This is a genomic window from Loigolactobacillus backii, assembly GCF_001663675.1.
Lineage (GTDB): Bacteria > Bacillota > Bacilli > Lactobacillales > Lactobacillaceae > Loigolactobacillus > Loigolactobacillus backii.
This window is the reverse complement of sequence record NZ_CP014873.1, coordinates 605583-631700: the sequence shown is the minus strand read 5'-3', so window position 1 is coordinate 631700 and position 26118 is coordinate 605583. Positions and strand designations below refer to the sequence as shown.

General features: G+C 41.8%; 20 protein-coding genes. 18 read left to right on the top strand and 2 right to left on the bottom strand.

Annotated elements, in window-relative coordinates; all coding sequences use genetic code 11:
• Nucleotides 1-96: 96 nt before the first annotated feature.
• Nucleotides 97-6867 (bottom strand): MBG domain-containing protein, encoded by a 6771-nt coding sequence (locus AYR53_RS02665; RefSeq protein ID WP_068279511.1) that lies wholly within the window; start codon nt 6865-6867, stop codon nt 97-99.
• Between the two features lie 622 nt (nt 6868-7489).
• On the opposite strand from AYR53_RS02665, the gene AYR53_RS02660 reads away from it, so the two are divergent.
• The 5 genes from AYR53_RS02660 to AYR53_RS02640 all read left to right on the top strand — a co-directional run bounded on the left by AYR53_RS02660 (nt 7490) and on the right by AYR53_RS02640 (nt 12328).
• A complete protein-coding gene (locus AYR53_RS02660) occupies nt 7490-8503 on the top strand; it encodes a lipoate--protein ligase (RefSeq protein WP_068225977.1) in 1014 nt (337 codons plus the stop codon).
• A gap of 79 nt (nt 8504-8582) precedes the next feature.
• On the top strand, nt 8583-9197 hold the full coding sequence (locus AYR53_RS02655) for a histidine phosphatase family protein (protein ID WP_068225978.1): 615 nt from the start codon (nt 8583-8585) through the stop codon (nt 9195-9197).
• A 307-nt stretch (nt 9198-9504) separates the two neighbouring features.
• Nucleotides 9505-9837, top strand: coding sequence for a PTS lactose/cellobiose transporter subunit IIA (locus AYR53_RS02650; RefSeq protein ID WP_068225979.1), 333 nt, complete (start codon nt 9505-9507; stop codon nt 9835-9837).
• 494 nt (nt 9838-10331) lie between these two features.
• Nucleotides 10332-10730 carry a Spx/MgsR family RNA polymerase-binding regulatory protein gene (locus tag AYR53_RS02645; RefSeq protein WP_068225980.1) on the top strand — a complete coding sequence of 133 codons (399 nt, stop codon included), beginning with the start codon at nt 10332-10334 and terminating at the stop codon, nt 10728-10730.
• A gap of 605 nt (nt 10731-11335) precedes the next feature.
• Nucleotides 11336-12328 carry an aldo/keto reductase gene (locus AYR53_RS02640; RefSeq protein ID WP_068225981.1) on the top strand — a complete coding sequence of 331 codons (993 nt, stop codon included), beginning with the start codon at nt 11336-11338 and terminating at the stop codon, nt 12326-12328.
• 98 nt (nt 12329-12426) lie between these two features.
• Here AYR53_RS02640 and AYR53_RS02635 read toward each other — a convergent pair whose 3' ends face one another.
• Nucleotides 12427-12873, bottom strand: a complete 447-nt coding sequence (locus tag AYR53_RS02635; RefSeq protein WP_068225982.1) for an Hsp20/alpha crystallin family protein — start codon at nt 12871-12873, stop codon at nt 12427-12429.
• A gap of 541 nt (nt 12874-13414) precedes the next feature.
• Between AYR53_RS02635 and AYR53_RS02630 the strand changes: the two genes are divergently transcribed.
• From AYR53_RS02630 to purN, 13 genes are all read left to right on the top strand, one after another.
• Entirely contained in the window at nt 13415-14653 is a 1239-nt protein-coding gene (locus tag AYR53_RS02630; protein ID WP_068281251.1) for a betaine/proline/choline family ABC transporter ATP-binding protein, read from the top strand.
• Nucleotides 14650-15282 carry an ABC transporter permease gene (locus AYR53_RS02625; protein WP_068225983.1) on the top strand — a complete coding sequence of 211 codons (633 nt, stop codon included), beginning with the start codon at nt 14650-14652 and terminating at the stop codon, nt 15280-15282. The genes AYR53_RS02630 and AYR53_RS02625 overlap by 4 nt, the downstream gene beginning before the upstream one ends.
• A 1-nt stretch (nt 15283) precedes the next feature.
• Nucleotides 15284-16219, top strand: coding sequence for an osmoprotectant ABC transporter substrate-binding protein (locus tag AYR53_RS02620; RefSeq protein ID WP_068225984.1), 936 nt, complete (start codon nt 15284-15286; stop codon nt 16217-16219).
• Complete coding sequence (locus AYR53_RS02615) at nt 16219-16881, top strand: ABC transporter permease (RefSeq protein WP_068279514.1); 663 nt, start codon at nt 16219-16221, stop codon at nt 16879-16881. Before AYR53_RS02620 ends, AYR53_RS02615 begins: the two co-directional genes overlap by 1 nt.
• Before the next feature lie 713 nt (nt 16882-17594).
• Nucleotides 17595-18083, top strand: a complete 489-nt coding sequence (gene purE / locus AYR53_RS02610; RefSeq protein ID WP_068279516.1) for a 5-(carboxyamino)imidazole ribonucleotide mutase — start codon at nt 17595-17597, stop codon at nt 18081-18083.
• Nucleotides 18064-19197, top strand: a complete 1134-nt coding sequence (purK, locus tag AYR53_RS02605) for a 5-(carboxyamino)imidazole ribonucleotide synthase (protein ID WP_068279519.1) — start codon at nt 18064-18066, stop codon at nt 19195-19197. The genes purE and purK overlap by 20 nt, the downstream gene beginning before the upstream one ends.
• 1 nt (nt 19198) lies before the next feature.
• Nucleotides 19199-19930: a phosphoribosylaminoimidazolesuccinocarboxamide synthase gene (gene purC, locus AYR53_RS02600; RefSeq protein ID WP_068279523.1), complete on the top strand. Its 732-nt coding sequence runs from the start codon at nt 19199-19201 to the stop codon at nt 19928-19930.
• Complete coding sequence (purS, locus tag AYR53_RS02595) at nt 19930-20193, top strand: phosphoribosylformylglycinamidine synthase subunit PurS (RefSeq protein WP_068279526.1); 264 nt, start codon at nt 19930-19932, stop codon at nt 20191-20193. Before purC ends, purS begins: the two co-directional genes overlap by 1 nt.
• Complete coding sequence (gene purQ / locus AYR53_RS02590) at nt 20190-20873, top strand: phosphoribosylformylglycinamidine synthase subunit PurQ (RefSeq protein ID WP_068279528.1); 684 nt, start codon at nt 20190-20192, stop codon at nt 20871-20873. The genes purS and purQ overlap by 4 nt, the downstream gene beginning before the upstream one ends.
• The gene (gene purL / locus AYR53_RS02585) at nt 20866-23085 is read left to right on the top strand and encodes a phosphoribosylformylglycinamidine synthase subunit PurL (RefSeq protein ID WP_068279530.1); all 2220 of its coding nucleotides are present in this window, start codon (nt 20866-20868) and stop codon (nt 23083-23085) included. The genes purQ and purL overlap by 8 nt, the downstream gene beginning before the upstream one ends.
• Nucleotides 23070-24530: an amidophosphoribosyltransferase gene (purF, locus tag AYR53_RS02580; protein ID WP_068281252.1), complete on the top strand. Its 1461-nt coding sequence runs from the start codon at nt 23070-23072 to the stop codon at nt 24528-24530. The genes purL and purF overlap by 16 nt, the downstream gene beginning before the upstream one ends.
• On the top strand, nt 24517-25530 hold the full coding sequence (gene purM / locus AYR53_RS02575; protein WP_068279533.1) for a phosphoribosylformylglycinamidine cyclo-ligase: 1014 nt from the start codon (nt 24517-24519) through the stop codon (nt 25528-25530). The genes purF and purM overlap by 14 nt, the downstream gene beginning before the upstream one ends.
• Nucleotides 25531-26118, top strand: a complete 588-nt coding sequence (gene purN / locus AYR53_RS02570; RefSeq protein ID WP_068279536.1) for a phosphoribosylglycinamide formyltransferase — start codon at nt 25531-25533, stop codon at nt 26116-26118.

Genomic DNA, 26118 nt, shown 5'->3' with positions numbered 1-26118 from the left:
GTCCAGATAAAAAATAGTAAGGAGGCTAGGACAAAAGCCCTAGCCTCCTTACTATTTCCGATGGCTACTCTAGAATATGTGCCAAAAGTCTGGTTTCTATTCTTTTTCATGCTTACGTTTTTGATCAAATATACCTAGTATGCCTGTCAATAACATAACACCGATTGTAGCCAAAAGTGTTCTCTCACCTGTAGCCTCACCAGTTTGTGGTAATTTACTAAGTACCGAACCAGCAACGGTTGTGTTTGTTTTCTTAGTTGATTTTTCCTTAGTCAAAGTAGTATTACCAGTTTGTTTTTTGGCCAAATTAATTGTGCTGGTAGTATTGTTATTAGTTGTTTTGCTCATGTTGTTAGCAGGAGTGTTATTGTCAGTGGCTGTACCAGTGGTGTTGTGAGTATTGTTGCTAGTAACCGTACCAGCACTGCCAGTAGTTTTATTACCAGTAACCGTGCCACCGTTATTAGCAGGGGTATTATTGCTGGTAGTTGTGCCAGTACCAACATTATTACCGGTCGTGTTATTACCAGTAGTTGTGTCAGTGTTACCGCCAGTATTGTTGTCACCAGTAGTTTTTGCTGGTGTGACGGTTAAGATTCCATTTTGTAAAGTAACAGTGTAGTTACTGTTCGTTGCGTTATTTGCTGTTAACGTCAAGGTAACAGTATTACTACCAACATTAGTTCGACTGTTGCCAGTAACGCTATAGGCCAATGTGTCACCATTAAGCAGACCAGTTGGTGTGATGGTTAAACTATGCGCCTGGCCATCGTAAACGTAACTGGCCGAGTCTGCCGTTAAAGTAGCCTTCGCTGGTATGATAGTAAGTAGTCCACTTTGGACATCAGCGGCTGTGAAGTCGTAGTTTGGATTGGCATTTTGTAGTTTAGTTATGCCAGCCGTACTTAATTTGACGGTGTAACTACCCACATTTTGACTTGTAATGCCACTTAAATCAAAGTCACTTGCAGTCAACTGGGGTACGACAAAGCTCTTATCGGCACTTGGTGCTAAAACAGTGTAGGTTGTTGGATCGGTACTGGCAGTACCATCGTAAACTTTAGTTGCGCCTTGAACTACCAAGCTAGTGGCCAACTGTGGATTATCACTAGGTTTAGTCGGATTAACTGGCGCACTTGGATCATTTGGGTTGGCCGGTGTAGTTAAGGCTAACGGTGTGACGGTTAAAGTCCCATTCTGTAAAGTAACAGTGTAGTTACTATTGGTCGTGTTATTTTCGGCCAATGTCAAAATCACGGTATTACTACCAGCGTTAGTGCGACTGTTGCCCGCAACACTATAAGTTAATGTATCGCCATTGAGCAGGCCATTCGGTGTAATGGTTAGGCTGTGTGCCTGACCATCGTAAACATAACTGGCCGAGTCTGCCGTTAAAGTAGCTTTAGCTGGTGTAATGGTAAATAGCCCACTTTGGACGTCAGCGGCCGTGAAGTCGTAGTTTGAATTGGCTTTTTGCAACTTAGTTATGCCGGCCACGCTTAATTTGACGGTGTAGTGGCCAACGTTTTGGCTTGTAATGCCACTTAAATCAAAGTCACTCGCAGTCAACTGGGGTACGACAAAGTCCTTATCAGCACTTGGCGCCAAAACAGTGTAGGTCGTTGGATCCGTACTGGCAGTACCATCGTAAACCTTGGTCGCGCCTTGGACCACTAAGCTAGTGGCCAACTGTGGATTATCACTAGGCTTAGTCGGATTAACCGGTGCACTAGGATCATTCGGATTGGTTGGTGTAGTTAAGGCTAACGGTGTGACGGTTAAAGTCCCATTCTGTAAAGTAACAGTGTAGTTACTATTGGTCGTGTTATTTTCGGCCAACGTCAAAGTAACAGCATTACTACCAGCGTTAGTGCGACTGTTGCCCGCAACACTATAAGTTAATGTATCGCCATTGAGCAGGCCATTCGGTGTGATGGTTAGGCTGTGTGCCTGACCATCGTAAACGTAACTGGCCGAGTCCGCCGTTAACGTGGCTTTAGCTGGTGTAACGGTTAAGGTTCCATTCTGTAAAGTAACAGTGTAGTTACTATTGGTCGTGTTATTTTCGGCCAACGTCAAAGTAACAGCATTACTACCAGCGTTGGTTCGACTATTGCCCGTAACACTATAAGTCAAGGTATCGCCATTGAGCAGGCCATTCGGTGTGATGGTTAGGCTATGCGCCTGCCCATCATAAACGTAACTGGCTGAGTCTGCCGTTAAACTAGCCTTTGCGGGCGTAATGGTAAATAGCCCACTTTGGACATCAGCGGCTGTGAAGTCGTAGTTTGAATTGGCGTTTTGTAGTTTAGTTATGCCAGCCGCACTTAATTTAACGGAGTAACTGCCAACATTCTGGCTTGTAATACCACTTAAATCAAAGTCACTCGCAGTCAACTTGGGTACGACAAAGTCCTTATCCGCACTTGGTGCTAAAACAGTGTAGGTTGTTGGATCGGTATTGGCAGTACCATCGTAAACCTTGGTCGCACCTTGAACCACTAAGCTAGTGGTCAACTGTGGATTATCACTAGGATTAGTCGGATTAATCGGTGCACTTGGATCATTTGGGTTGGCCGGTGTAGTTAAGGTTAACGGTGTGACGGTTAAAGTCCCATTCTGTAAAGTAACAGTGTAGTTACTATTGGTCGTGTTATTTTCGGCCAACGTCAAAGTAACAGCATTACTACCAGCGTTGGTTCGACTATTGCCCGTAACACTATAAGTTAATGTATCGCCATTGAGCAGGCCATTCGGTGTGATGGTCAGGCTATGCGCCTGACCATCGTAAACGTAACTGGCCGAGTCCGCCGTTAAACTAGCCTTCGCTGGCGTAATAGTGTCTGTTGCCGCATTACTTTCCAATGCCGTTGCATTTTGTAAATTCAGTGTTGGTTCAGCGGCAGCAAGGTGCTTCAATCCTTGTGCAGTTAAGGCCAATGTATAGGTACCCACTGTAATTGGGGTTACTTTAGATTGTCCTGGTTGTGTGAAGACATAGTCGCCAGTCTGCAACTGATAGGTTGTAGTAGTCCCATCTGCGGCGGTTAATGTCAAAACTGGTGCGGTGGTGAAAACTGGCGTATTAGCGTAAACTTTTGTGTTATTTGGAACATTACCAGTTGCGTTTAATTGATAGTAGAAATTAACGACCCCATTAGGAGCGAAGGTACCCTTTTGTGTAGCGGCACCGACTAAAGTATAGTTGGCAATATCGGCAGCAGTAGCCGTATAGGCTGTGCTGTAGTTACCAGTCAAAGTTGTACTGGCAGCTAATTTAGTTGTAGTGCCAACTAAATAATAGTTAACCGGTAAATTTTCTGTTGCCAAGGCAAGTTGGGCACCAATCGTGTTTGTCGCTGTAATTTTGTTGCCTGTACTATCGGTTGCTACTGTGTTGGTCTGGGTTAAGTCAATTTCACCTACATCGGCTGGTGTTGCATCAGTGGCTACTTGCATTGGCGCATATAACTCAATCATATCTTTGGCACCAAGATTAGTCGTCGTTATAATAAATGAACGTACTTGTGACCAATTTTTAATTGAACTAGCAGGAAGGTAGCCGGCACTATCAATATTATCCGTCGTACTGTCACCATAACCAGTACTATAAAGAACCGTCTCGCCACTGGCAGGTGTGGTTACGGGACCAGTTAATTCAAGCCCGTAGGCATCACCGTTTGCAGTGCTAGGTAAGGCGACATATTCTGCGGCAGTGGCCAAGGCATTATCCGTTCCGTTATATAAAGTAAAACGGTAATCACCAGTGGTTGAGCCACCTAAAGTAAAGGTAGCCGATGTATTGGTTGGATCAGCGGTATCGTATACGCTATAGGGAGTATCTGTAGTATTTTTTAATCCATCTTGAGTTACTAATTCAGATGGTGCACTGATTAACCAAGTAAAGTCATTATTGTCCATGTATAACTGATTGTTTTCAACGGTCCAATCACTACCAACCACTTGTGAGTCAGCATTACCGGCCACGTTGATCGCATAGTCATGACCGTTGTACGTATATTGGATTAAATTCATCTTTGAGGTGATGAAGAATGTGCCACCATCATTATCACTGCTAACTGTGATCTTATCGCCAGGTAGCTCATCCGCGTTAACAACAAAATTTGCTTTTAAATTACCATTGATTACTGGTGAAATGCCTGTACCAGTCCAATTAAGTTCGATTACCTGCCGTCCATCGGCAGTATCCGCCAATTGTGTTACTTTGGCGGCCTGTAAATCAGCGGTACTCATAGTAAGTGCTTTGGATAAATCGCCATTACCAGCGAAAGAAGTACCTGCCGGGGCCACAATGTAGACAATTGGTTCAAACGGTAAAGTCTCATTTTCTGGGCCTTCGTACGTGTCAGCGACATTAGTGACCGAATTATAGAGAGCCGTAATTGTATCACCAGTATTTATGACACTATCATTATTCTGCGCCGTATAGGTATTTACATTACTAATTGCAGAAACTGGAACATCGGTGGCTGTAACTGTACCCTTAGCCGTAGCTCCTGAGGTCAGATCCTTTTCATTGATCACTAACTTGGTGCCAGAAGTAACTGCCGTGCCATTTTGATAATTTTGAATTACATAGCCATAATAATGGAAATTTTGAGTGCCATCGTTGCTGCTAACATAGGTCCCAGTATAGCCAATACCCGGTGCTAGATTAGTCTTGACTTCAAAACTAGCCACACCTTGATTGGCTGCAAAGTCGGGTTTAAATAGCTCACCTAAACCAATTGTTTTTGTTTCTGGAGTGCCATCCCAAGCAATTGCAGTAATGGTAAAGGTTGTCCCAGCAGGATAGCTGTCTGAGTTGTTGCCAGTAGTTGGTGTGCGCATACTTGTAACGTACAGGCCGTTTGGCACCGTCACTAATGTATCGTTGGTGACGGTGTGATTACTTAGATTCTTAAAATTGGTCATGAAAAGCAGGTTGTTGTCCTTACCAGTTTGCTCTTTATCGTGGTTAGCATAAGCAGTTTGACCTAATAACAGAGAATTACTTTCGTTAGAGTTTAAGATACTAAAATATGAACTATACGTTGGTTCAGTTAAGTTGTCAGTCAAAGGTGTCGTAGCCGTCACGGTTAGTGGTGTGCCTAGAAAAGTGCCAGTAACACTAGGTGTGCTGGCCGCCTCGATATCACCATCAGTAGGGGTACCAGTAACGTATGAGCCTAAAATTTTAACGAAGATATCACTTTTCAATGTCGTAGCCGGATAAGTTACAATCACATCACTCCCAACGCCATCCTGCGTGAAGGTTGCCTTATTGTCTGTATCAGAAAGTCCGTTAGTTGTTAACAAGGTTGAATTAGCCGCATCTAACTGGAAGCCAGCTGGTACTGGAATTGTTACGACAATGTTGGCTAGCTGGGTTCGATAGCTGTCATTAGATTCACCTCCGTTAATGTTGTAAGTGCCGGCGGAAAAGCGAACCTGATAGCCATATTCTTCACCAGTAGTTACGGTTGGTGTATCAGAAGTAGTTGGTTGTACTCGCGTAATTTCTTGAGTTGTTGTATAGGCCGTTGGATTAGTAAACGTAATTGGAATGGTAGCTAATGTTGTTGCGCCGCTGACTAGATTTAGGCTGGCCTGTGATTGGTCAGCAATTTGGAGGTAATCATTTGCGGCTTCAACGAAAACGTTAAGGCCAAAACTACCAGACGAATCAGTGGCGGTAAAAGTTAGTGTTTCTGGATTGGTTTTACTAGTAGCACTACCAGATGGCGTTACTGTAAATAGATTATGATCATAACCGACGACGTGTAGGCCATAGGGTAGGACAAGCTGGAAGGAATCACCGGCTGCTACGTGACCAGAGATAACAATGTGCGCCTCACCATTAGCTGTATCACTAGTTAGTAAGTTAATTGCCGCGCTGGTACTGCTGCCATTGAGCGTAATTCCGACGGCACTAGTGCTGGCCAGATTAGTTGTTGGTGCGGTTGCGGAAGTAGCATTCAGCGTAACGGCCACTGGTGAAGTGGAAAGCAAGGTTTCTAATCGCTGTAATTCTTCCTCAGAAACGCCGCTATTTAAATTAACGACTAACTGATTATCACTGGTTGTGACGTTGACGCCGGCTGGCAATTTATTTTGAATTGTTGTTGCGTAAGTGGCAGCGGCATTAACGTTAGCCGTTATTTTGCTATCAATGTTAGTTGCTGCGGTTGAAGTATTTGCTGCAGTTTTTTGTGGATTTGTAGTGGCACTAGCTGAAGGATTAGTGCTAATTTTATTTGGTGTGTTAGTTGCGGCCGTGCTAGTGGTGGCGGGCACTGAATCAGTTGTTGCAGTTGAAGCAGTGTCTGTGCTAGCCGAACTGGCCGTTGTTGAAGTATTACTACTGGCACTAACTGTGGTGCTAGCAGTACTAGTTGTCGTTGTATTACCAGTTGCTGCGGTGCTTGTCGAGGAAATATCGTTGGAAGCCGTTGCGGTCGCTGTGCTGCTAACCGCTGTTGACTTATTGGTTGTGTTACTAGTTGCTGCAGTGGTACTGGTAGCTGCACTACTGGCCTGACTCGCAGTAGCGGCTGAACTTGCAGTGGTACTAGCGGCACTTGCGGTACTGGTCTTAGCCAGCGAATTAGCATTGGAATTTGCTGTACTTGCACTAGTTGCCGTGGATTTAGCAACAGGCAAAACTGTACTTGCTGGTTGCAATGTTGCCGTAGCGTTACTCGTTGTGGCCGCCGTTGCAGCATCAGTCGTAGCCGCGTTAACCTGATCGACTGCTAAAAATGATCCTAAAGCAACTACAGAAATGCCGGCAACTAACCAGCGTTTCCCCGCCTTGTACATTTTGTAATGTTGTTTAGTGTCTAATTGACTAAATTTATTATTCAATAAAAATCCCTCCAAATATTAATCTACCCAAATTCCAACTTAATGAGATGTTATTCATTACGGGTCGTTTATATAGTGGACGGAAAACTTGAAATAAGCGGCTTAAATTTACTTGCTTCCGCAGCAATAAAGCACATTAGAAGCTTTCATTAAAATAAACTCATCAAATTAGCATATGAATCTAATCACAACTTACTTATACTAAATTAATAAAATCGTGTCAAGCCGGCTTTGCGGGCACTATAATTAAGTATTAACGTTAAATACTTTAATATTATTCAACCTGAATAATTAGCAGCACCTGTAAGCAGTATAAACTCTTACTTATAATTTATATATTATGTTATATTAACGATAATTAAATAAATAAAAAAGTCAAATATCAAAGAAATTTTATTAAAAATAGATATTTTTTATGTCAATTTTTAACCGCTATTTCACTATGTCATTTAATTTTTGCCGTCATTTGCAGGTTAAAATATAATCAAGATTGGGGTCCACATGATTTATTTAATGACTTTTATCAAAATTAAGGTGACTTTATAGTTCACTTGGGTGTGATTTCGAAAATGCTATGTTGTTTGAATGTAAGTAGCTATCTTTTGTAGAAAAGGGCGATTCTATGTATTACGTTTTAATGAAATCTCACGATATTCGCCAAAATTTGGCAACTGAGCAGTATTTAATGAATCAGAAAAACTTTACTGAGCCACTGGTGCTTTTTTATAGTGAAGGGCCATCAATTATTGTTGGACGCAATCAAAATACGTTGGCGGAGATCAACCAGAAATATGTTGCGGAACAGAAAATTGTGGTGACGCGGCGGCTGTCAGGTGGTGGGGCTGTTTACCATGACCTAGGGAATCTTTGTTTTAGTTTTGTGGTCGATGCTGCCGACGAAAAATTTGGTGATTTTAAAACTTTTACGCAACCAATTGTAACGGCCTTGCAAAAAATGGGGGTGCAAGATATTGAGGTTTCTGGGCGAAATGATATTTTAGTTGCTGGGAAAAAATTCTCTGGTAGTGCAATGTACACTAAAAATGGCAAAATATTTTCCCACGGAACTTTAATGTTAAACGTTGACCTAAATGTGGTCACGCACGCGTTGAATGTACCGGCCGATAAAATTGCGTCAAAGGGCATCAAGTCAATTCGTAGTCGGGTCACTAATTTACGTCCTTATTTAGCGCCAGAATTTCAAGATTTAACCACTGAGGAATTTCGCGATAAACTGTTACTTCAATTGTTTGCCGCGCCAAACTTGGCTGCAATAAAGGAAAAAGAATATCAAATTACGGCCGCAGATCAAAAACAAATTAACCAAATTTATACAAGTACTTATAATAATTGGAATTGGATTTATGGTAAATCACCGGACTTTACGTTGCAAAAAAGACAACATTTTACAATGGGCACAATTGATGCACGCTTGTTAATTCAACAGGGTAGGATTAATGAAGTGACTTTCTACGGTGATTTCTTTGGTTCAGAAGATGTTAAAGCTGTTGCGACCGTTTTAAACGGTGTTATTTATGATCGCCAACATATTAGTCAGGTCCTTGCCAAGCTAGATTTAGCAAACTACTTCAAAGGAATTAAACCAGCGGCGATTATTGATTTATTAGCGCAATAGGGCTTTTTTAACTGGTGTTATGTGGTATATTGAAACCTAAAGTTAAACGGATACGATCGCTTTTTATAGGAGGTTCATCTTGACTGAATTTTATTTTATTCGCCACGGCCAAACGCTTGCTAATACGCAAGGTGTGAAGCAGGGCACCACAAATACACCGGCGACTTATTTGAACAAAACGGGGAAGGCCCAAGTAACGAGGCTGCACGAACATTTTGATATTAGTTTTGCCGATCGTTTGCTTAGTAGCCCGTTAGAACGGACTAAGCAAACCGCAGCAATTTTAAACGCTACAGCCAAATTACCGGTGAGTTATGATGAACGCTTGACGGAAATTTCCTACGGTGAATGGGATGGCCTGCCGAATGCCACTTTACAAAAACAGTTTCCAGCAGCCTTTTCTTTGGCCACCGGAGATGTTTTACCTAGTTATGCCGTTCTTGCCAATGGTGAGACGTTTGCGGCGGTTGAGCAGCGGACGGCGGACTTTATGGCGGAAATGGCGACGCGTTATCCAACGCAACGCCTTATTATTGTTACGCATGGATTTACCGTTCGCAGTTTTGCCTACAATGCTGTTCAGGCCAGCGATCCACTGGCAATCCTTGAACCGGACAATGCTAGTGTGACCAAAATAACTGGTGACGCAAAAACGAAACAATTAGCGTTAATTTACTATAACCGTCTTTTTTAACGTGATTTGAATTGGAACTGGCGTGCGCCAAAACCGACTTTTGTCCCACTCCCGTGTTTGTACATTAGTACTGATAATTACTTACGGCATAATTTTTAGCAACAATAGAAATTATGCTTTTTAATTACGCCGATATTTTTACCGGATGGGGATAATTTTTAAGTAACGATTCTAGAGTGAGCAACAATGGCCACTTCATTTCGGTGAGTGGTATAATGGCTTGTCAGGTTAACATTATCCGGGTATGCTACTTAATGAACGTGGCGTACTGACTGTTGTAGTTATCTAAAAAAGGTTGGGGTTTGTAATGATGGAGACTAAGAAAAATAGTGTCATTGAGAGCGTAATGGCATTAATTAATGACGCGGCAACAATTAAGACTATTATTCTAGCGGCAATTGAAGATGCAAAGAAAAGTCAGTTTACCGCTGCCACAACAAAATTAGAAGAAGCCGATAAAAAATTAATAGCGGCCCATGAAATCCAAACGCATTTGTTATCCCAAGAAGCAGCCGGCCAGAAAGTTCAAGTGACCTTACTACTAGTGCACGCGCAGGATCATATTATGAGTGTGTCAACTTATCGAGAGTTAGCAAGTGAAATTATTGACTTATACCGGCGTTTAGCTGAGACCAAGTAAAATTATAGTAAACGACATTAATAGTCGTTAGTGTGAGATAAATTTATTTATTTTCTCACCTGACGATTGGAAATGTCGTTTTTTTGTTGCTCAAATTCAGAAAATATAGGAAGTGTTTAGGCCTTGAGTGTTAGTTCAATTAACAATTGGGAAGCATTTCTTATTTGGAACGCCTGAATTTTGCTACTGGCCAGGATAGTGTTTGTGAGTCCAAGCAGCGGTGTTTTTCTAAATATATTTAGGCCGAATTAGGCACAAGAATGATAGTAAAGCTGCTTTTCAAATATATTATCGCGTAAGAAGCCTAATAAAAGGCGCTTTATGGGAAGTGGGCCGCTCCAATCAGTTCTAATTGTGAAATAAGATTGAAGAAAAAAGGTAAATTCTGTATAAGTTATGGATCACATAAGATTATGGTGATATATTGAATTCATCGACAAAAACAAGTTACTAAGTTTAAAAATACACAAAGAAATTTTAGGAGGAGTAAATTTATGATTACATTATTCTACAGCTCAAACTGCACATCATCACGGAAGGCCTTAAAATGGCTGGAACAACAACAAATTCCCTTTGTTAAGCGTTACATCAAGAAGGCACCGCCAACAGTCAACGAAATTAAACAAATCATGCAATACGTTGATAACGGGATTGATGATATCCTAGCGACACGTTATAAAGGGTATCCGGCCTTTGCGCGTGAGATGGGAGAAATGACAACTAGTCAAATTTTTCAACGACTTCATGAAGAACCTGAATTACTCAGACGACCAATTATATTAAGTGAACGAAAAGTTAATATTGGCTACAATTCAGACGCAATTCGTACATTTATCCCGCGGGAACGTCGTCATTTTGATCGAATGGTTGCACTGTTGAATAGTGGAATGTAAGAGAGTGCTTGAAAAGCGGTTAGATTATGGAGTATAGCCTACTACTCCGCAATGCAGAAGGAATATTAGAAAAAAACACTAATATTCTTTGATGCTACGAACGTTGTCCATTCTTGTGGCGAAAACCTTGCCGCAAGAAACATGGCAGCTAGGCGAAAAGAGACGCGCAGCTGATCGTTCGACTGGCGTAGCTATACGCAATAATCTGCTTTTCCAAGCACGTTTACACTAAATTAGTCAGGTAAATACTAGTAATGGCATTTACCAAACACGGACTAGGATGAACCAAAGTCCGAGTCGCGGCCAAGTACACTAATAATCTTGATGCTACGAACGATGGCCATTCTTGTGGCAAAGGCTAAGGAGCACAGTTATAAAGTCCATAACTGCTCGCGACTCAGTTCGTCTCGGTCATCGCAATAATCTGCTTTTTCAAGCACGTTTACACTAAATTAGTCAAAAAAAACACTAATAAAAGCAGTCGCCAAATATTTACCTGTTGTAAGATTGCTAAATATTTCACTAAATTGGCCGAATGGCTTGACCAAAGCAGTCTCTTTTTCTAGAATTGAAATGTAAGTGATTTCTTGAAAGGGGAAAATAACGTGTATTTAGCAAATAATGAGCGCTACACACAATTACCTTCTCGTCGTGTAGGGCGGACTGGTTTACAATTACCAATTATTACTTTAGGGCTTTGGCATCACTACAGTAGTACAGACCCAATTGCGGATCGTAAAAAAGTATTACTGAAGGCTTTTGATTCAGGTGTTTTCAGTTTTGATGTTGCTGACCATTACGGTGCACCAGATTTTGGTTCCGCGGAAGAATTGCTCGGCAGTATTTTGCAATCTGATTTAAAACCTTACCGGCATGAATTAGTTATCGCAACTAAAGTGGGCTACAAGATGTTTGCTGGTCCATATGGTGAGATGTTGTCTCGTAAGGCAATTTTGCAGGGTATTGATGCCAGCTTACAGCGTTTAGGAACAGATTACGTTGATATCTATTACGCACACCGAGTTGATCCTGAAACTGACATGCAAGAAACTGCACAGGCTCTTGATCAAGTTGTCCGCGAAGGCAAGGCACTTTACATTGGAATCTCTAACTATGATCCAAAACAAACTGCGACGATGGTTAAGTTATTCAAGGATATGGGTACGCCGTTTACGGTTAACCAGGCTTCTTACAATTTGTTTAACCGGACAGTCGAAACTAGTGGTTTGTTAACGGAGCTTGAGAAAGACGGTGCCGGTCTGGTAGCTTACGGGCCATTATCAGAAGGCTTACTTAGTCAGCGTTATCTAAATGGTATTCCTAATGATTTTGCGATTCATCCAACTAATAAGGCAACTTTGGCCCAAGGAAAAGATGTTGTCGTTAAAAAGCTGAACGCACTAAACAATTTGGCTAAAAATCGTGACCAAACCTTGTCCCAGATGGCTTTAGCTTGGTTACTACGGCACAAGACAGTGACGAGTGTTATTATTGGCACAACCAGTGAAGAGCATTTGGCCGCTAATCTGGCTGCTGCAAAACATCTAGATTTTTCGGCAGATGAACTAGCAGAAATTGAACGAATTTTACGGGCTTAACTGTTTTAGACAAAAAAATCGGTACGACGAAATTTTTATTTTCGCCGTACCGATTTTTTAGTTAATATTCAGAACCTAAACGTTTTTTGAGACACCTGCTAATTAATTTCGATTTTGTGTTCGCTGTTTTGATCACTAGATTTTGGTAAGTTAATCTTTAAAACACCACCATCGTAGTTAGCAGTGATCTTTTTTTGATCAATATTTGGTAAGCGGTATTGGCGACTGGATTGACCATATTGACGTTCGCTGCGAATAATAGCACCGTCTTTGTCAGTGTCGTCCTTGCCATGTTCTAATTTGCCACTTACGGTTAAGACGTCATGATCATAATTAATATTGATATTCTCTTTCTTTAGGCCAGGTAAATCAATTGTGACTGTGTAGGCCTTTGGAGTTTCAGCGATATCTGTTTTCATAGCGTTGGCCGCTTCGCTTGGAAATGAAAGTGCGTTGCCAAAGAAGTTATGCGCCAAACGATCGAAGAAACGATCTGCACCTGTATCCATTAAATCATACTGACGATCCATCATATCATTTGCCATAAAAAAGACTCCCCTTTTCAAAATTTGATTATGCGGAGGCTGAAACAAATGGCCTAGCTTCTGATTGTTCTCGAACATTACTCTAGAACGTAAACCCAAAACCGACTTTTGTCCCACGCCGCCTACTGTTAAGCTGTTGTTTTCCTTATCAGCTTACAAATTCTATTATAGTCAGTATTGGTCAAATGTAAACTAGTTAGCACAAAAAATATTAAGTGATAACACAATTTTTCTATTTGAATTAAATTGTCATGGGTATTATAGTTAATAGCTTATATGAATTTATTATAGTGGTAGACTATTTAATGAGTATTGTACTTTTTCATCTAGTTGCGGGAAAATAGTAGGGAATTCTTTTTTAAGCACGTTTAGGTAACTTTTTATGTAGTAGGTTTAAAAAGGCCATAGGATACGCGCTAGATAATTAGACAATTTTATAGTGTAATTCTCATGTGATCTTCATATTCTTTTGCAATAAAGGGTCTACTATTGTTAGCATTTAAACATGATTCAAATTCTAAGCGAAGGCGATGGTAAAGGTATGTTACTATCAATGGAACACTTAACTAAAGTTTATTCGGGTGGCAAAACTGCCGTTGACGATTTCAATCTTGAGGTCGAAAAGGGAGAGTTTATTTGTTTTATTGGGACTTCCGGTTCAGGTAAAACAACAACGATGCGAATGATTAATCGAATGCTGGAACAATCTTCGGGCACAATTAAAATTAATGGTGAAGATATTGCACAAATGAACCCAGTTAAATTACGGCGTAAAATTGGATACGTTATTCAGAACGTTGGTCTGATGCCCCACATGACCATTCAAGACAACATTACGTTAGTTCCAAAACTACTTAAATGGCCCGTTGAAAAGCGGAATGAACGTGCTAAAGAGATGATTAAGCTCGTTGAATTACCAGAAGAATTCTTGGATCGTTATCCTTCCGAATTATCTGGTGGACAACAACAGCGGATTGGTGTTATACGTGCTTTAGCGGCTGATCAGGACATTATTTTAATGGATGAACCATTTGGTGCCTTAGACCCGATTACGCGTGAATCACTACAAGATTTAGTTAAGGATTTGCAAGAAAAATCAGGTAAAACTTTTATTTTTGTAACCCATGACATGGATGAGGCACTAAGTTTGGCAACGAGAGTTGTAATTATGTCTTATGGTAAGCAAGTTCAGGTAGATACGCCGGACAACATTTTGCGGCATCCAGCCAATAAATTTGTTGCCGATTTAATTGGTCAGGATCGTTTAATTCAGGCACGGCCAAGTATCACGACGGTTGGTCAGGTGGCCACAAAGGCTATTTCTGCGCGGGAAGATCAAACCTTGAAGCAAGCCTTAGGTGAAATGCATACGAAACGTGTTGATACCTTGTTAGTGACTAATAATGAGGGCAAGCTGACTGGATTTGTTGGTATTGAACGCTTGAACCATTACTATGGTTCCGGTAAACGAATTGGTGACATCATGGATAGCAATGTTTTTTATGTTAGGAAGGATTCCGTTATTCGCGATACTGTTGACCGGATTTTGAAACGTGGTTTCCGCAATGTTCCAGTTATCGATGATGACGGGAAATTAATCGGAATTGTAACGCGAGCCACTTTAGTGGATATAGTTTACGATGCTTTATGGGGCGAGGCTGATAAGAGTAGCTCTAACGATAGTGGCCAAGCAAAAGAAACAAAAGATACTACGGATAAAGAAACAGGTAAACCACAGGCTGAGGTAACGCAAACAACGGAGGATGGTGATCAGAAATGATCAACTTCTTTAATGAATTTGGTGGTCAACTTGTATTTAAGACTTGGCAGCATATCTACATTTCAGGAATCTCATTGGGCCTTGGTGTGATTGTTGCAATTCCATTAGGGGTTATTTTAACGCGTTACAAACGAATCTCTGGTTTTGTTATTGGCTTGGCTAGTGTTTTGCAGACAATTCCTGCAATGGCACTACTAGCGATGATGATCCCTATCTTTGGGATTGGTGCCAAACCAGCGATCGTTGCGCTGTTTATTTATTCATTATTACCAATTCTACGGAATACTTATTTAGGGATGGAGAATGTTGATCCAACTTTACGGGACGCCGCTAAGGGAATGGGAATGAGTAACTTTCAGTCAATTATGCGCGTTGAGTTGCCTTTAGCCGCGCCGGTGATCATGGCAGGTGTTCGCTTATCAGCAACCTACGTTATAGCGTGGACAGCGTTGGCTTCTTATATTGGTGCTGGTGGCCTTGGGGATTTCATTTTTAATGGTTTAAATCTATACCGTTCTGATCTAATTCTTGGTGGTTCAATTCCAGTTATCATTTTGGCCTTAATCGTTGACTTTCTATTAGGCCGTTTGGAGCTGTTACTAACGCCAAAAACAACAGAGGAGGGTTAAGATGACAAAGAAAATGAAACGTGTTATCAAGCTATTTTTACCCCTCGTGGCCTTAGTGGTTACCCTCAGTGGCTGTAGTTTGCCTGGTTTAGGTGGTACCTCTGATGATACGGTGCGGATTGCTGCTCAAAATACAACGGAGCAACAAATTATGGCGGCAATTATTCAAGGGATGATTAAACACTATTCTAATTTGGATACAACCGTTATTAATAACCTTGGTTCAGCTACCGTAAGCTTTCAGGCTCAGAAAAATGATGAGGCCGATTTAACTGCGATTCGATTTAACGGGACAGATTACCAGACAATTTTGAAAAAATCGGCAACTAAAGATCCTAAGGTAATCGCGGCTACTGTAAAACGAGATTTTCAAAAGAAGTACCACATGACTTATTTCCCAAGTTATGGTTTTGCGGATACTTATCAATTTATGGTGACGCAAAAGTACGCTAAAGAGCATAATCTAAATACTGTTAGTGATCTGAAAAAGACTGCACCACAAATGCAAGTTGGGATTGATCAGATTTGGATGAATCGTAAGGCTGATGGTTACGGTGCTTTCCAAAAGACGTATGGCTTCAGTTTTGGTCATGTCTACCCCATGCAAATTGGGTTGGTTTACAATGCTTTGGCCAGCAATAAGATGGATGCTATCTTAGGTTATTCTACGGATGGTCGAATTGGTAGCTATAATTTGAAGTTGTTAAAAGACGATAAACAATTTTTCCCACCTTATCAAGCTAGTGTAGTTGCCAACGATAAAGCGTTAAAGCGAAATCCACAATTACGACCAATTTTAAAACGCTTAGACGGTAAAATTCCGTTGAAGACAATGCAACGTTTAAATTATCAAGTTGATAATAATTTACAGGAACCAGCAACAGTGGCCAATAAGTTCTTGAAAGACAACAATTATTTTGAAGGGGGACAAAATTAATGCAAAATATGAATATTGTTCAACAACTATTCTATTACTTTGCCCATAACGGTATGTACGTCCTCAGTCAATTTGATCGGCACTTTTTAATCTCAATTTATGGGGTTGTTTTTGCGGCGATTGTTGGTATTCCAATTGGTATTTTTATTGCTAAACACCGTAAACTCAGTGGTTGGGTGATTGGAATTGCTAACGTGATTCAAACCGTGCCGTCGTTAGCAATGTTGTCGCTCATAATGCTGGCACTTGGCCTTGGGGTTAATACAGTTATCGTGACGGTCTTCCTCTACGCATTATTGCCGATTATCAAAAATACTTATACGGGTATGTTAAACGTCAACGCTGATGTTTTAGACGCCGGTAAAGGTATGGGCATGACTCGGGTTCAGATTTTACGATTAATTGAAATACCGCTATCTTTATCAGTTATCATGGCTGGCATTCGAAATGCGTTAGTATTAGCCATTGGGATTACGGCCATTGGTTCCTTCGTTGGTGCTGGTGGGTTAGGTGATATTATTATTCGTGGAACGAACGCTACAAATGGTGGTGCAATTATTTTAGCAGGTGCGTTACCAACTGCATTAATGGCGATTATTTCCGATAGTGTGCTTGGATTTTTTGAACGGAAATTTGATCCAACAAACAAAACTAGTCAATAAATGAATGAATGTTTAAATTTAAGGGAGTGGTCCAAAAGTCGGTTTTGGGTTTACTGCGTAACGTAAGCCAATCCAATAACCGTACTATGGTTATTGGATTGGCTGTAGTCGTGTTTGAAAAAACAGATTCCTGCGGTTGCCATGTTTCAACTTGGCGGTTTTTGCCGTAGTTGAATGGACAACGGATGAAGCATCTAGATTATTAGCGTTTTGTGCTAATAATCCTCAATTGCGGAATAGTAGCTACAACAGCCAAATCACCTTTTTCAAAGGTAATTCGTCTGTTCAGGCTGCGACTCGGACTTTGTTTTATCCTAGTCCGATCGACAACGTCAGTAATCCTCAGAATCTAATCGTTTTTTCAAACACTTCCGTTAGGCACGTGAACCCAAACTTTTGGCGCACGTTCTAGAGTAATGATCGAAAATAGTAAGAGGCCAGGACTTTTGTCCTGGCCTCTTTTTGGGTTCGATATAAAGTTGTTTTGATATTGAAAGTAGATTAGCTAATATAAAAAAATAAATTTTTCATTATCCTAATGTTCGGATTAGGGCCTAATTCAACGTCTAACTAGGTGAATTTGAATTGCTTTATAATAAATAAAATCACAATTTGTAAAATACGAACAATTTAGCGTTGACAAAGTAAAAATGTTAAGTATTATTTGAACTATAAAACTGTTAGGGCTTTTAGTTAGAAAGGAAGATAAACTAATGGCGAATAATGTTGGTGTTATTATGGGATCGATTTCGGACTGGCCAACGATGAAATTGACCTGCGATTGGTTGGATAAGTTTGGAATTAGCTACGAAAAGCACGTTATTTCTGCTCATCGAATGCCAAATGAACTGTACACTTACGGTAGTAATGCCGTAACTAAGGGCCTAAAGGTTATCGTTGCTGGAGCAGGTGGCGCCGCCCACTTACCAGGTATGTTAGCGGCAAATACAACATTACCGGTAATTGGCGTTCCAATAAAAACACGAACATTAAATGGTGTTGATTCGTTATTATCAATTGTTCAGATGCCATTTGGTGCTCCAGTTGCAACTGTCAGTATTGGTGAAGCGGGGGCCAAAAATGCGGCCTTGTTAGCCATACAAATTTTAGCGATCAATGATTCCAAGCTAACGGCCAAATTGATGGCATTTAAGGAGCAGCAGCGGCAGGAGGCGATTACCAGTGAGCAACAATTCAACTAAAGTAATTTTACCGCCAGCTACGATCGGAATTGTTGGTGGCGGTCAATTAGGCCAGATGATGGCTTTAAGTGCCAAGACAATGGGCTATAAAGTTGGTGTCCTCGATCCAACTCCCCACGCACCAGCCGGTCAGGTAGCCGATTTTCAAATTACTGCGGCTTATACTGATACAACTGCTCTAATGGAATTGGCACAACGCAGTGCAGTCTTAACTTATGAATTTGAAAATGTTGATGAACAGGCTTTAATTAGGGCCCAAACGGTAACCGAACTGCCACAAGGAACTGAATTATTACATATCACCGGTGATCGATTGAATGAGAAAAATTTTCTACGTTCGGCCGGTTTACCGGTAACTAATTTTGCCGCCGTCACTGATAGCGCAAGTTTGACGGCCGCCATTAATCAAATTGGTTATCCAGCAATTTTAAAAACGGCCGCAGGTGGCTACGATGGCCACGGCCAGCTTGATCTTAATGGAGCCGCGAATTTACCTGCTGCTGCAAAGCTTTATCAACAAGCGGGCTGTATTCTTGAAGCGCGGCAAAAGTTTATTGGTGAAGCGGCCATGATGGTCACGCGAACTGCGGCCGGTAAAATTATTACTTTTCCACTGGTAGAAGATTTCCATAAGCACCATATTTTACACACTACGATTGCTCCAGCACGATTTGGTGGGACCATCGAGGAACTGGCCAAGGCGGCTGCGGTTAAGATTGCGGCCGAATTAAATTTACGTGGCGTTCTAGGCATCGAATTTTTCATTCTTGATGAGCAACATCTGTTAATTAATGAGTTGGCGCCACGCCCCCATAATTCTGGGCACTACAGTATTGAAGCTTGTAATATTTCTCAGTTTGAGGCCCATATTCGTAGCATTTGTGGGCTACCTATTCCGGCTATTAAACAAGAAAAAACGGCCGTAATGACTAACCTTTTGGGGTCTGATTTGACCAAGGCCCGGCAACTTTTGGTCGATCACCCTGAATGGCACTTTCACGATTACGGTAAAGATGCGGTTCGGCCACAACGAAAATTAGGTCACATCACTGTTTTAGGCGATAACGTTGAACAATTGTTGGCAAGTACGCAGGCATTAAAGGGAGACGATTAATATGGTAGATTACGAGAAAAAGGAATTGTTGTATCGCGGTAAGGCCAAAGAAATGTTTGCCACGAACGTTTCGGATGTTGTTTGGGTCCATTACATGGATCAAGTTACGGCTTTAAATGGTAAAAAGAAAGTCCAAATGACTGATAAAGGGACAACGAATAACCAAATTTCCAGTTTGATTTTCTCTGATCTAACGGCAAATGGTATCCCCAATGACTTCATCAAACAAATTGACGCCAATAATCAACTAGTCAAAAAAGTACAAATAATTCCGCTAGAAGTAGTCATTCGCAATTTTGCTTCTAGCAGTTTCGAACGCAAATTTGCGGTTGATCATTTGCTGAAATTTGAACAACCGGTCAAAGAATTCTTCTATAAAAGTGATAAATTAGATGATCCATTTATTAATGATTCGCAAATTAAGGCACTAAATATTGCGACACAGCAACAATTAGACCAAATGCGCGACTTGGCACTTAAAATTAACCAGCGTTTACGAACTATCTTTGCCGCAATGCAAATTGAGTTAATTGATTTTAAAGTTGAATTTGGTTTAGATCAAACTGGTGAAATCATTTTAGCGGATGAAATTTCGCCAGATAGTTGTCGTTTAGTCGATCAAAAAACCAAAGAATCTTTAGACAAAGACGTTTTTCGTAAAGGGCTAGGTGAATTGGTTCCCGTTTATAAAACCGTTTTGCAACGTCTGCAGAAAGTGGAGGGCCATAACTAATGTATTTAGCGAAAATCCACGTTAATTATAAGCGTTCAATCTTGAATCCTGAGGCACAGGCAGTTCAAACGGCTTTGTTGCGTTTAGGTTATCAGGATGTTGCCTCCGTCAAGTTGGGTAAGTACTTTGAATTGAAACTGACCAATGCGCAATCCAAGGAACAGGCTGCAAAGGAAGTAGACGAAATTTGCGATCGACTACTCGCTAATGTGAACATGGAAAGCTACTACTATCAACTTGAAGAATTGGTGGTGGCAGAATGAAATTCGCAGTTGTTGCCTTCCCAGGTTCCAATTGCGAAATGGATTTAGTTTACGCAATCGAGGACGTGGTTAAGGAACAAGCAGAATTAGTTCCATCTACTGCCACCTATTTGAATGACTACAGTGCTGTATTGCTTCCCGGTGGGTTTTCATACGGCGATTATCTACGTAGTGGGGCAATTGCGCAGTTGGCGCCGATTATGCCGGCCGTTAAAAGATTTGCGGCCGCCGGGAAACCTGTTTTGGGTATTTGCAACGGTTTCCAGATACTAACTGAGGCCAGGTTACTACCTGGTAGTTTACAACGGAATCAGGAATCTAAGTTTGTTTGTAAGGTCGCCGACTTAGTCGTTACGAATAATCAAACGCTGTTTACAACTAATTATCAGGCACAACAAACAATTCAACTACCGATTGCGCACGGCGATGGTAATTATTATTGTGATCCGATCACTTTGGCGGAATTAAGAAAAAATAACCAGATTATTTTCACCTATCAAAATAATCCCAACGGCAGTGTTGCTGCTATTGCTGGAATTTCCAATCGACAGGGCAATGTTTTGGGCATGATGCCCCATCCAGAGCGTGCGGTAGAAGCAATTCTTGGTTCAACTTCAGGCCGCGAACTTTTCAGTTCGTTAGTCAATTCGGTAAGAAAGCGTGGGCTAATTCATGAGTGAAACAGCAGAACTTACACCAGAAACAATTCAGACCACGAAGTATTATCAGGGTTTAGGTCTGACGGATGCTGAATATCAATTAATTACGACGAAAATTTTACAACGCTTACCAACTTACACTGAAATTGGTTTGTATTCTGGAATGTGGAGTGAACACTGCTCTTATAAAAATTCAAAACCAGTTTTGAAGAAATTTTGGACTAAGGCTAAACAAGTGGTTGAAGGACCTGGTGAAGGCGCAGGAATTATTGATATTGGTGACAATCAGGGAATTGTATTCAAGGCCGAAAGTCACAATCATCCTTCGGCAGTTGAACCATTTCAGGGTGCAACTACTGGCGTTGGTGGTATTTTACGAGATATCTTTTCAATGGGGGCTCGGCCAATTGCTTTGTTGGATAGCTTGCGTTTCAGTGAGCCTAAAACCGCTCACGATAAATATCTGATTAACCAGATTGTTGCCGGAATCGCTGCCTACGGAAATTGTATTGGGGTACCAACGGTTGGGGGTGATACAGCCTTTGATGCGACCTACGCCACCAATCCCTTAGTAAACGTTATGTGTGTGGGCTTAATGGATTTAACTAATCGTGAAAAAGGCCAAGCAACCGGCGTAGGTAACAGTATTATCTACGTTGGCGCAAAAACTGGTCGTGACGGGATTAACGGGGCCTCCTTTGCTTCGGCGCAATTTGATTCTAAACATAAAAGCCAACGTTCCGCCGTTCAAGTGGGTGATCCGTTTACGGAAAAATTGGTGATGGAAGCTTGTTTGGACGTTATTCATAAGCATCAGGATACATTAGTTGGTATTCAAGACATGGGTGCTGCCGGACTAGTTTCTTCATCCGCCGAAATGGCTTCCAAGGCCGGTAGTGGTATGACCTTAAACCTAGATTTAGTCCCACAACGTGAAGCTAATATGACTGCTTTTGAATTAATGTTGTCTGAATCACAGGAACGGATGCTGCTTTGTATCAATGCCGGTAGTGAAAATGAAATTTTAGATCTATTTACTGACTACGGACTTACTGCTGCCGTTATTGGGCAGGTCACAACGGGCCATCAATACCAATTGAGTCACCACGGCCAAATAGTAGCGGATGTACCAGTGGACTCACCGGCAACCGCGGCGCCAGTTTACCACCGTGAAAAGGCCGTTCCGGAGCATATTTTACGGCAAGCAACCACTCAGTTTTCACCAAAGATTACAGAACCAACACAAATTTTAAAGCAAATGCTCCAACAACTGACGATTGCGTCTAAAAAAATGATTTACGAAACTTATGATACTCAGGTTCAAACGAATACAGTTGTTCGGCCAGGTTCTGATGCAGCGGTGGTGCGAATTCGCCACACTGACAAGGCCTTGGCAATGACCACCGATGTTAACGGGCGTTACCTTTACTTAGATCCGTATGTGGGCGGTGAAATGGCGGTTGCTGAAGCTGCACGTAATATTGTGGCGACTGGTGGCGTTCCGTTGGGCATTACTGATTGTCTAAATTTTGGTAATCCAACAAAACCTGATCAATTCTATGAATTAGATGAAGCAGTTATGGGGATGACGGCCGCCTGTAAAGTGTTTAATACCCCAGTTATTTCCGGGAATGTTTCGTTAAATAATGAATTTAATGATGTTGCTATTTACCCAACGCCGATGGTTGGCATGGTTGGTCTAATCAAAGGATTAAACCAGATTACGACCCAGGATTTTAAACAGATCAACGATAAAGTTTACGTTGTTGGTCAAACTGGTAATGATTTTAATGGTACGGAAATTCAAAAATTACTGACTGGTAAAATTGGTGGAAAACTTTTTTCTTTCAATTTAGCTGAAGAACAGCGAATTCAGCAATTAATTCTACGCGCAAACCGGCAAGGCTTAATTGCTAGTGCCCACGATATTTCTGAGGGTGGTCTGATTGTGGCGGTTGCTGAAAGCTGTTTTGGTAAAGATTTAGGTGTGGCATTAAGCAGTACGTTAACTACGGCACAGTTTTTTGCCGAGACACAAGGTCGCTTCTTAATTTCAGTTAAACCAGAAAACCAATTGATTTTTGAACAACTAATGGGCCGTGACGCAACACTTCTAGGAAAGGTAACCAACCAGCAGCAACTTTTAGTTGCAGCATTTGATGGCGAATTTAAGCTGGCACTTCCTGAGGCCAAAAGATTATGGGAAGGAGCTTTGGCATGCAGTCTGAAGTGAAGAGCCTTAATGAAGAGTGTGGCGTTTTTGGTATCTGGGGAACGCCGGATGCGGCTAAATTAACCTATTTTGGCCTGTTTGCACTACAACATCGTGGTCAAGAAGGTGCGGGTATTACCGTTAATGAGCAAGGAAGGCTACGGACTGAACGTGGCTTAGGTTTGTTAACGGATGTGTTTTCGTCACAGCAAAAGCTTAACGATTTGCGCGGGACTGCCGCCATTGGCCATGTCCGTTACTCGACTGCAGGGGCCAACACATTGGAAAATGTTCAACCGTTGCCGTTTAACTTTAGTGATACACAGTTTGCCCTGGCACACAATGGTAATTTGACTAACGCAATTTCTTTAAGAAAAGACCTTGAGGCAAGTGGGGCAATTTTTCATTCTAGTTCAGATAGTGAGATTTTGATGCACCTAATTCGCTGTAGTAAGGCGGCTACTTTAGATGAACAGGTCAAGGCTGCCTTACGTAAAATTAAAGGTGGTTTTGCCTACTTGTTACTCACGAAGGATCGGTTATACGCAGCACTTGATCCCAATGGCTTTCGGCCGTTAGTCGTTGGTCAATTGGCCAATGGCGCCTACGTTGTTTGCAGCGAAACTTGTGCGCTGAACGTTGTGGGTGCCACGTTTAAGTGTGATGTTCATCCTGGTGAGCTCTTAATTATTGACGCGGCTGGCTTGAGAATTGAACAGTACACTAATAAAACGAAGCTGGCCATTTGTTCAATGGAATTCATTTATTTTGCTCGTCCCGATTCGGAAATCTACGGGGTTAACGTTCATTCCGCCCGTAAGCGAATGGGTAAATTGTTAGCTCGCGAGCACCCAGCAGATGCGGATATGGTTATCGGCGTCCCGAACTCATCCCTTTCAGCGGCCAGTGGTTACTCTGAGGAAAGTGGCCTGCCCTATGAAATTGGTTTGGTTAAGAATCAATATTCGGCCCGAACTTTCATTGAACCAACGCAAGAATTACGCGAACAGGGTGTTTTTTTAAAGTTATCCGCGGTTAAAGGAGTTGTTGCCGGAAAACGAGTTGTGCTGGTAGATGATTCGATTGTTCGGGGAACAACTAGCCGCCGAATTGTGAAATTATTAAAGGATGCCGGCGCCAAGGAAGTTCATTTGCGAATTGCATCACCACCGTTACGCTTTCCCTGTTTTTACGGAATTGATATTCAAAGTGCGCGTGAATTAATTGCCGCCAATCAAAGTGTTGCCGAAATGGCCGCCACCTTTGGTTGTGACTCTTTAGCCTTCTTAAGTACCGCCAATTTAATCAAGGCGATTAATTTAAAGTCTGCTGCGCCCTATCATGGTTTGTGCGTTGCCTATTTTAACGGTGATTACCCAACACCACTTTACGATTATCAAGAAGAATACGATACGGAACAACAACAATTGGCACACGAACGAGGTGAACTCAATGGATGCGTATAAAAAGGCCGGCGTTGATATTGCGGCAGGCAATCAAGTTGTCACCGATTTAAAAAAATTATCTGGCAATCAAGCACTAGGTTCATTCGGCGGACTTTTTCCATTAGACTTGGCTGGGTACAAACGGCCGGTTTTGGTTTCCGGTGCGGATGGGGTGGGGACTAAATTATTAGTTGCCCAAAAGGCCCAAGAACACGCCACGATTGGGATTGATTTAGTTGCAATGTGTGTGAATGATATTGTGGCCCAGGGTGCGCAACCACTATTTTTCTTAGACTACTTGGGTGTTGGTCATTTGCAGCGGGCACAAACCCAGGCGATTTTAAAGGGAATTGTTGCTGGTTGCCAAGACGCACAAGTTCAGTTAGTTGGTGGCGAAACCGCCGAGATGCCCGACATGTACCAAGCTGGCCATTATGATCTAGCCGGTTTTGCGGTGGGAATCGCCGAGGCGCAACAATTGATGCAGCCTGAAAAAATGGCATTAGGTGATATTTTGCTAGGCTTGCCGGCCCAGGGGCTTCATTCAAATGGATTTAGTCTCGTTCGGCAGATTTTATTTAAGCAACATCACTTTGAACTGAGTGCCCAATTACCGCACTGCAAAATGGATTTAGCCCACGAATTATTACGGCCCACTAAAATTTACGTTAAGGCGTTATTACCCTTAGTTCAACAAAACTTAGTCAGTGGCATTGCCCACATTACTGGGGGTGGTTTGTTGGAAAACGTTGCGCGTATTTTACCGACTGACCTTGATGCAGTGATTGATTGCTCAACCTGGACACTTCCTGGAATTATGCAGGACTTAGCTAGTTTGGGTCAACTTTCATTTACCGATCTTGCTAATACTTTTAACTTAGGAATTGGAATGGTGTTAGCCGTTCACCCTAAAAATTTGGGACAAGTTAAGCAGGCACTAGCGGAACGACAACAGCCAGTTTTACAGATTGGGCAAGTTACCACCGGGCAGCAAAAGGTTATCTTACAGGAGCAAAAGTAAATGGGACAAGAAGAAAAAAATATTGCAATTTTTGCATCTGGTGAAGGTACTAATTTTACGGCTTTAGTAACGGCTTTTCGCCAGCAAAACTTGCCCTTAAAGGTTAAATTACTTATTTGTGACCACCCAGCAGTTAACGTCTTACGCCGAGCAGCAGAAGAAAAAGTCCCTAGTTTGGTGGTTGATTTTAAAGCGTACCCAAACAAGGCGGTCGCTGAGCAGCAAATCATTAAACAATTACAGGCTAAACAGATCGATTTTATTTTGTTAGCCGGATATATGCGGATTATTGGCCCCACCTTGCTTGCCGCCTACCCACATAAAATCATCAATATTCATCCCGCCTTATTACCGCACTTTTCTGGGCGTCATGGCATTGAAGATGCTTTTGCTGCAGGCGTTGCAACAACTGGGGTGACAATTCACTGGGTTGATTCTGGAATTGATACTGGTAAGATTATTGCCCAACGAACCGTTACGATTTTACCCCAAGATGATCTTGCCTCGTTGGCTAAACGAATTCACGCAACTGAGCACCGGCTATACCCGCAAGTGGTTGAACAATTATTGAATGAAGGAGAGATTTAA

Bases quoted from the DNA above. Each gene is read 5' to 3' on its own strand.
- AYR53_RS02620 (WP_068225984.1), top strand. From the start codon at position 15,284: ATGACAAAGAAAATGAAACGTGTTATCAAGCTATTTTTACCCCTCGTG.
- AYR53_RS02660 (WP_068225977.1), top strand. From the start codon at position 7,490: ATGTATTACGTTTTAATGAAATCTCACGATATTCGCCAAAATTTGGCA.
- purF (WP_068281252.1), top strand. From the start codon at position 23,070: ATGCAGTCTGAAGTGAAGAGCCTTAATGAAGAGTGTGGCGTTTTTGGT.
- AYR53_RS02615 (WP_068279514.1), top strand. From the start codon at position 16,219: ATGCAAAATATGAATATTGTTCAACAACTATTCTATTACTTTGCCCAT.
- purL (WP_068279530.1), top strand. From the start codon at position 20,866: ATGAGTGAAACAGCAGAACTTACACCAGAAACAATTCAGACCACGAAG.
- purE (WP_068279516.1), top strand. From the start codon at position 17,595: ATGGCGAATAATGTTGGTGTTATTATGGGATCGATTTCGGACTGGCCA.
- AYR53_RS02630 (WP_068281251.1), top strand. From the start codon at position 13,415: ATGTTACTATCAATGGAACACTTAACTAAAGTTTATTCGGGTGGCAAA.
- AYR53_RS02650 (WP_068225979.1), top strand. From the start codon at position 9,505: ATGATGGAGACTAAGAAAAATAGTGTCATTGAGAGCGTAATGGCATTA.
- purS (WP_068279526.1), top strand. From the start codon at position 19,930: ATGTATTTAGCGAAAATCCACGTTAATTATAAGCGTTCAATCTTGAAT.
- purM (WP_068279533.1), top strand. From the start codon at position 24,517: ATGGATGCGTATAAAAAGGCCGGCGTTGATATTGCGGCAGGCAATCAA.
- AYR53_RS02625 (WP_068225983.1), top strand. From the start codon at position 14,650: ATGATCAACTTCTTTAATGAATTTGGTGGTCAACTTGTATTTAAGACT.
- purN (WP_068279536.1), top strand. From the start codon at position 25,531: ATGGGACAAGAAGAAAAAAATATTGCAATTTTTGCATCTGGTGAAGGT.
- AYR53_RS02645 (WP_068225980.1), top strand. From the start codon at position 10,332: ATGATTACATTATTCTACAGCTCAAACTGCACATCATCACGGAAGGCC.
- purC (WP_068279523.1), top strand. From the start codon at position 19,199: ATGGTAGATTACGAGAAAAAGGAATTGTTGTATCGCGGTAAGGCCAAA.
- AYR53_RS02635 (WP_068225982.1), bottom strand. From the start codon at position 12,873: ATGGCAAATGATATGATGGATCGTCAGTATGATTTAATGGATACAGGT.
- purQ (WP_068279528.1), top strand. From the start codon at position 20,190: ATGAAATTCGCAGTTGTTGCCTTCCCAGGTTCCAATTGCGAAATGGAT.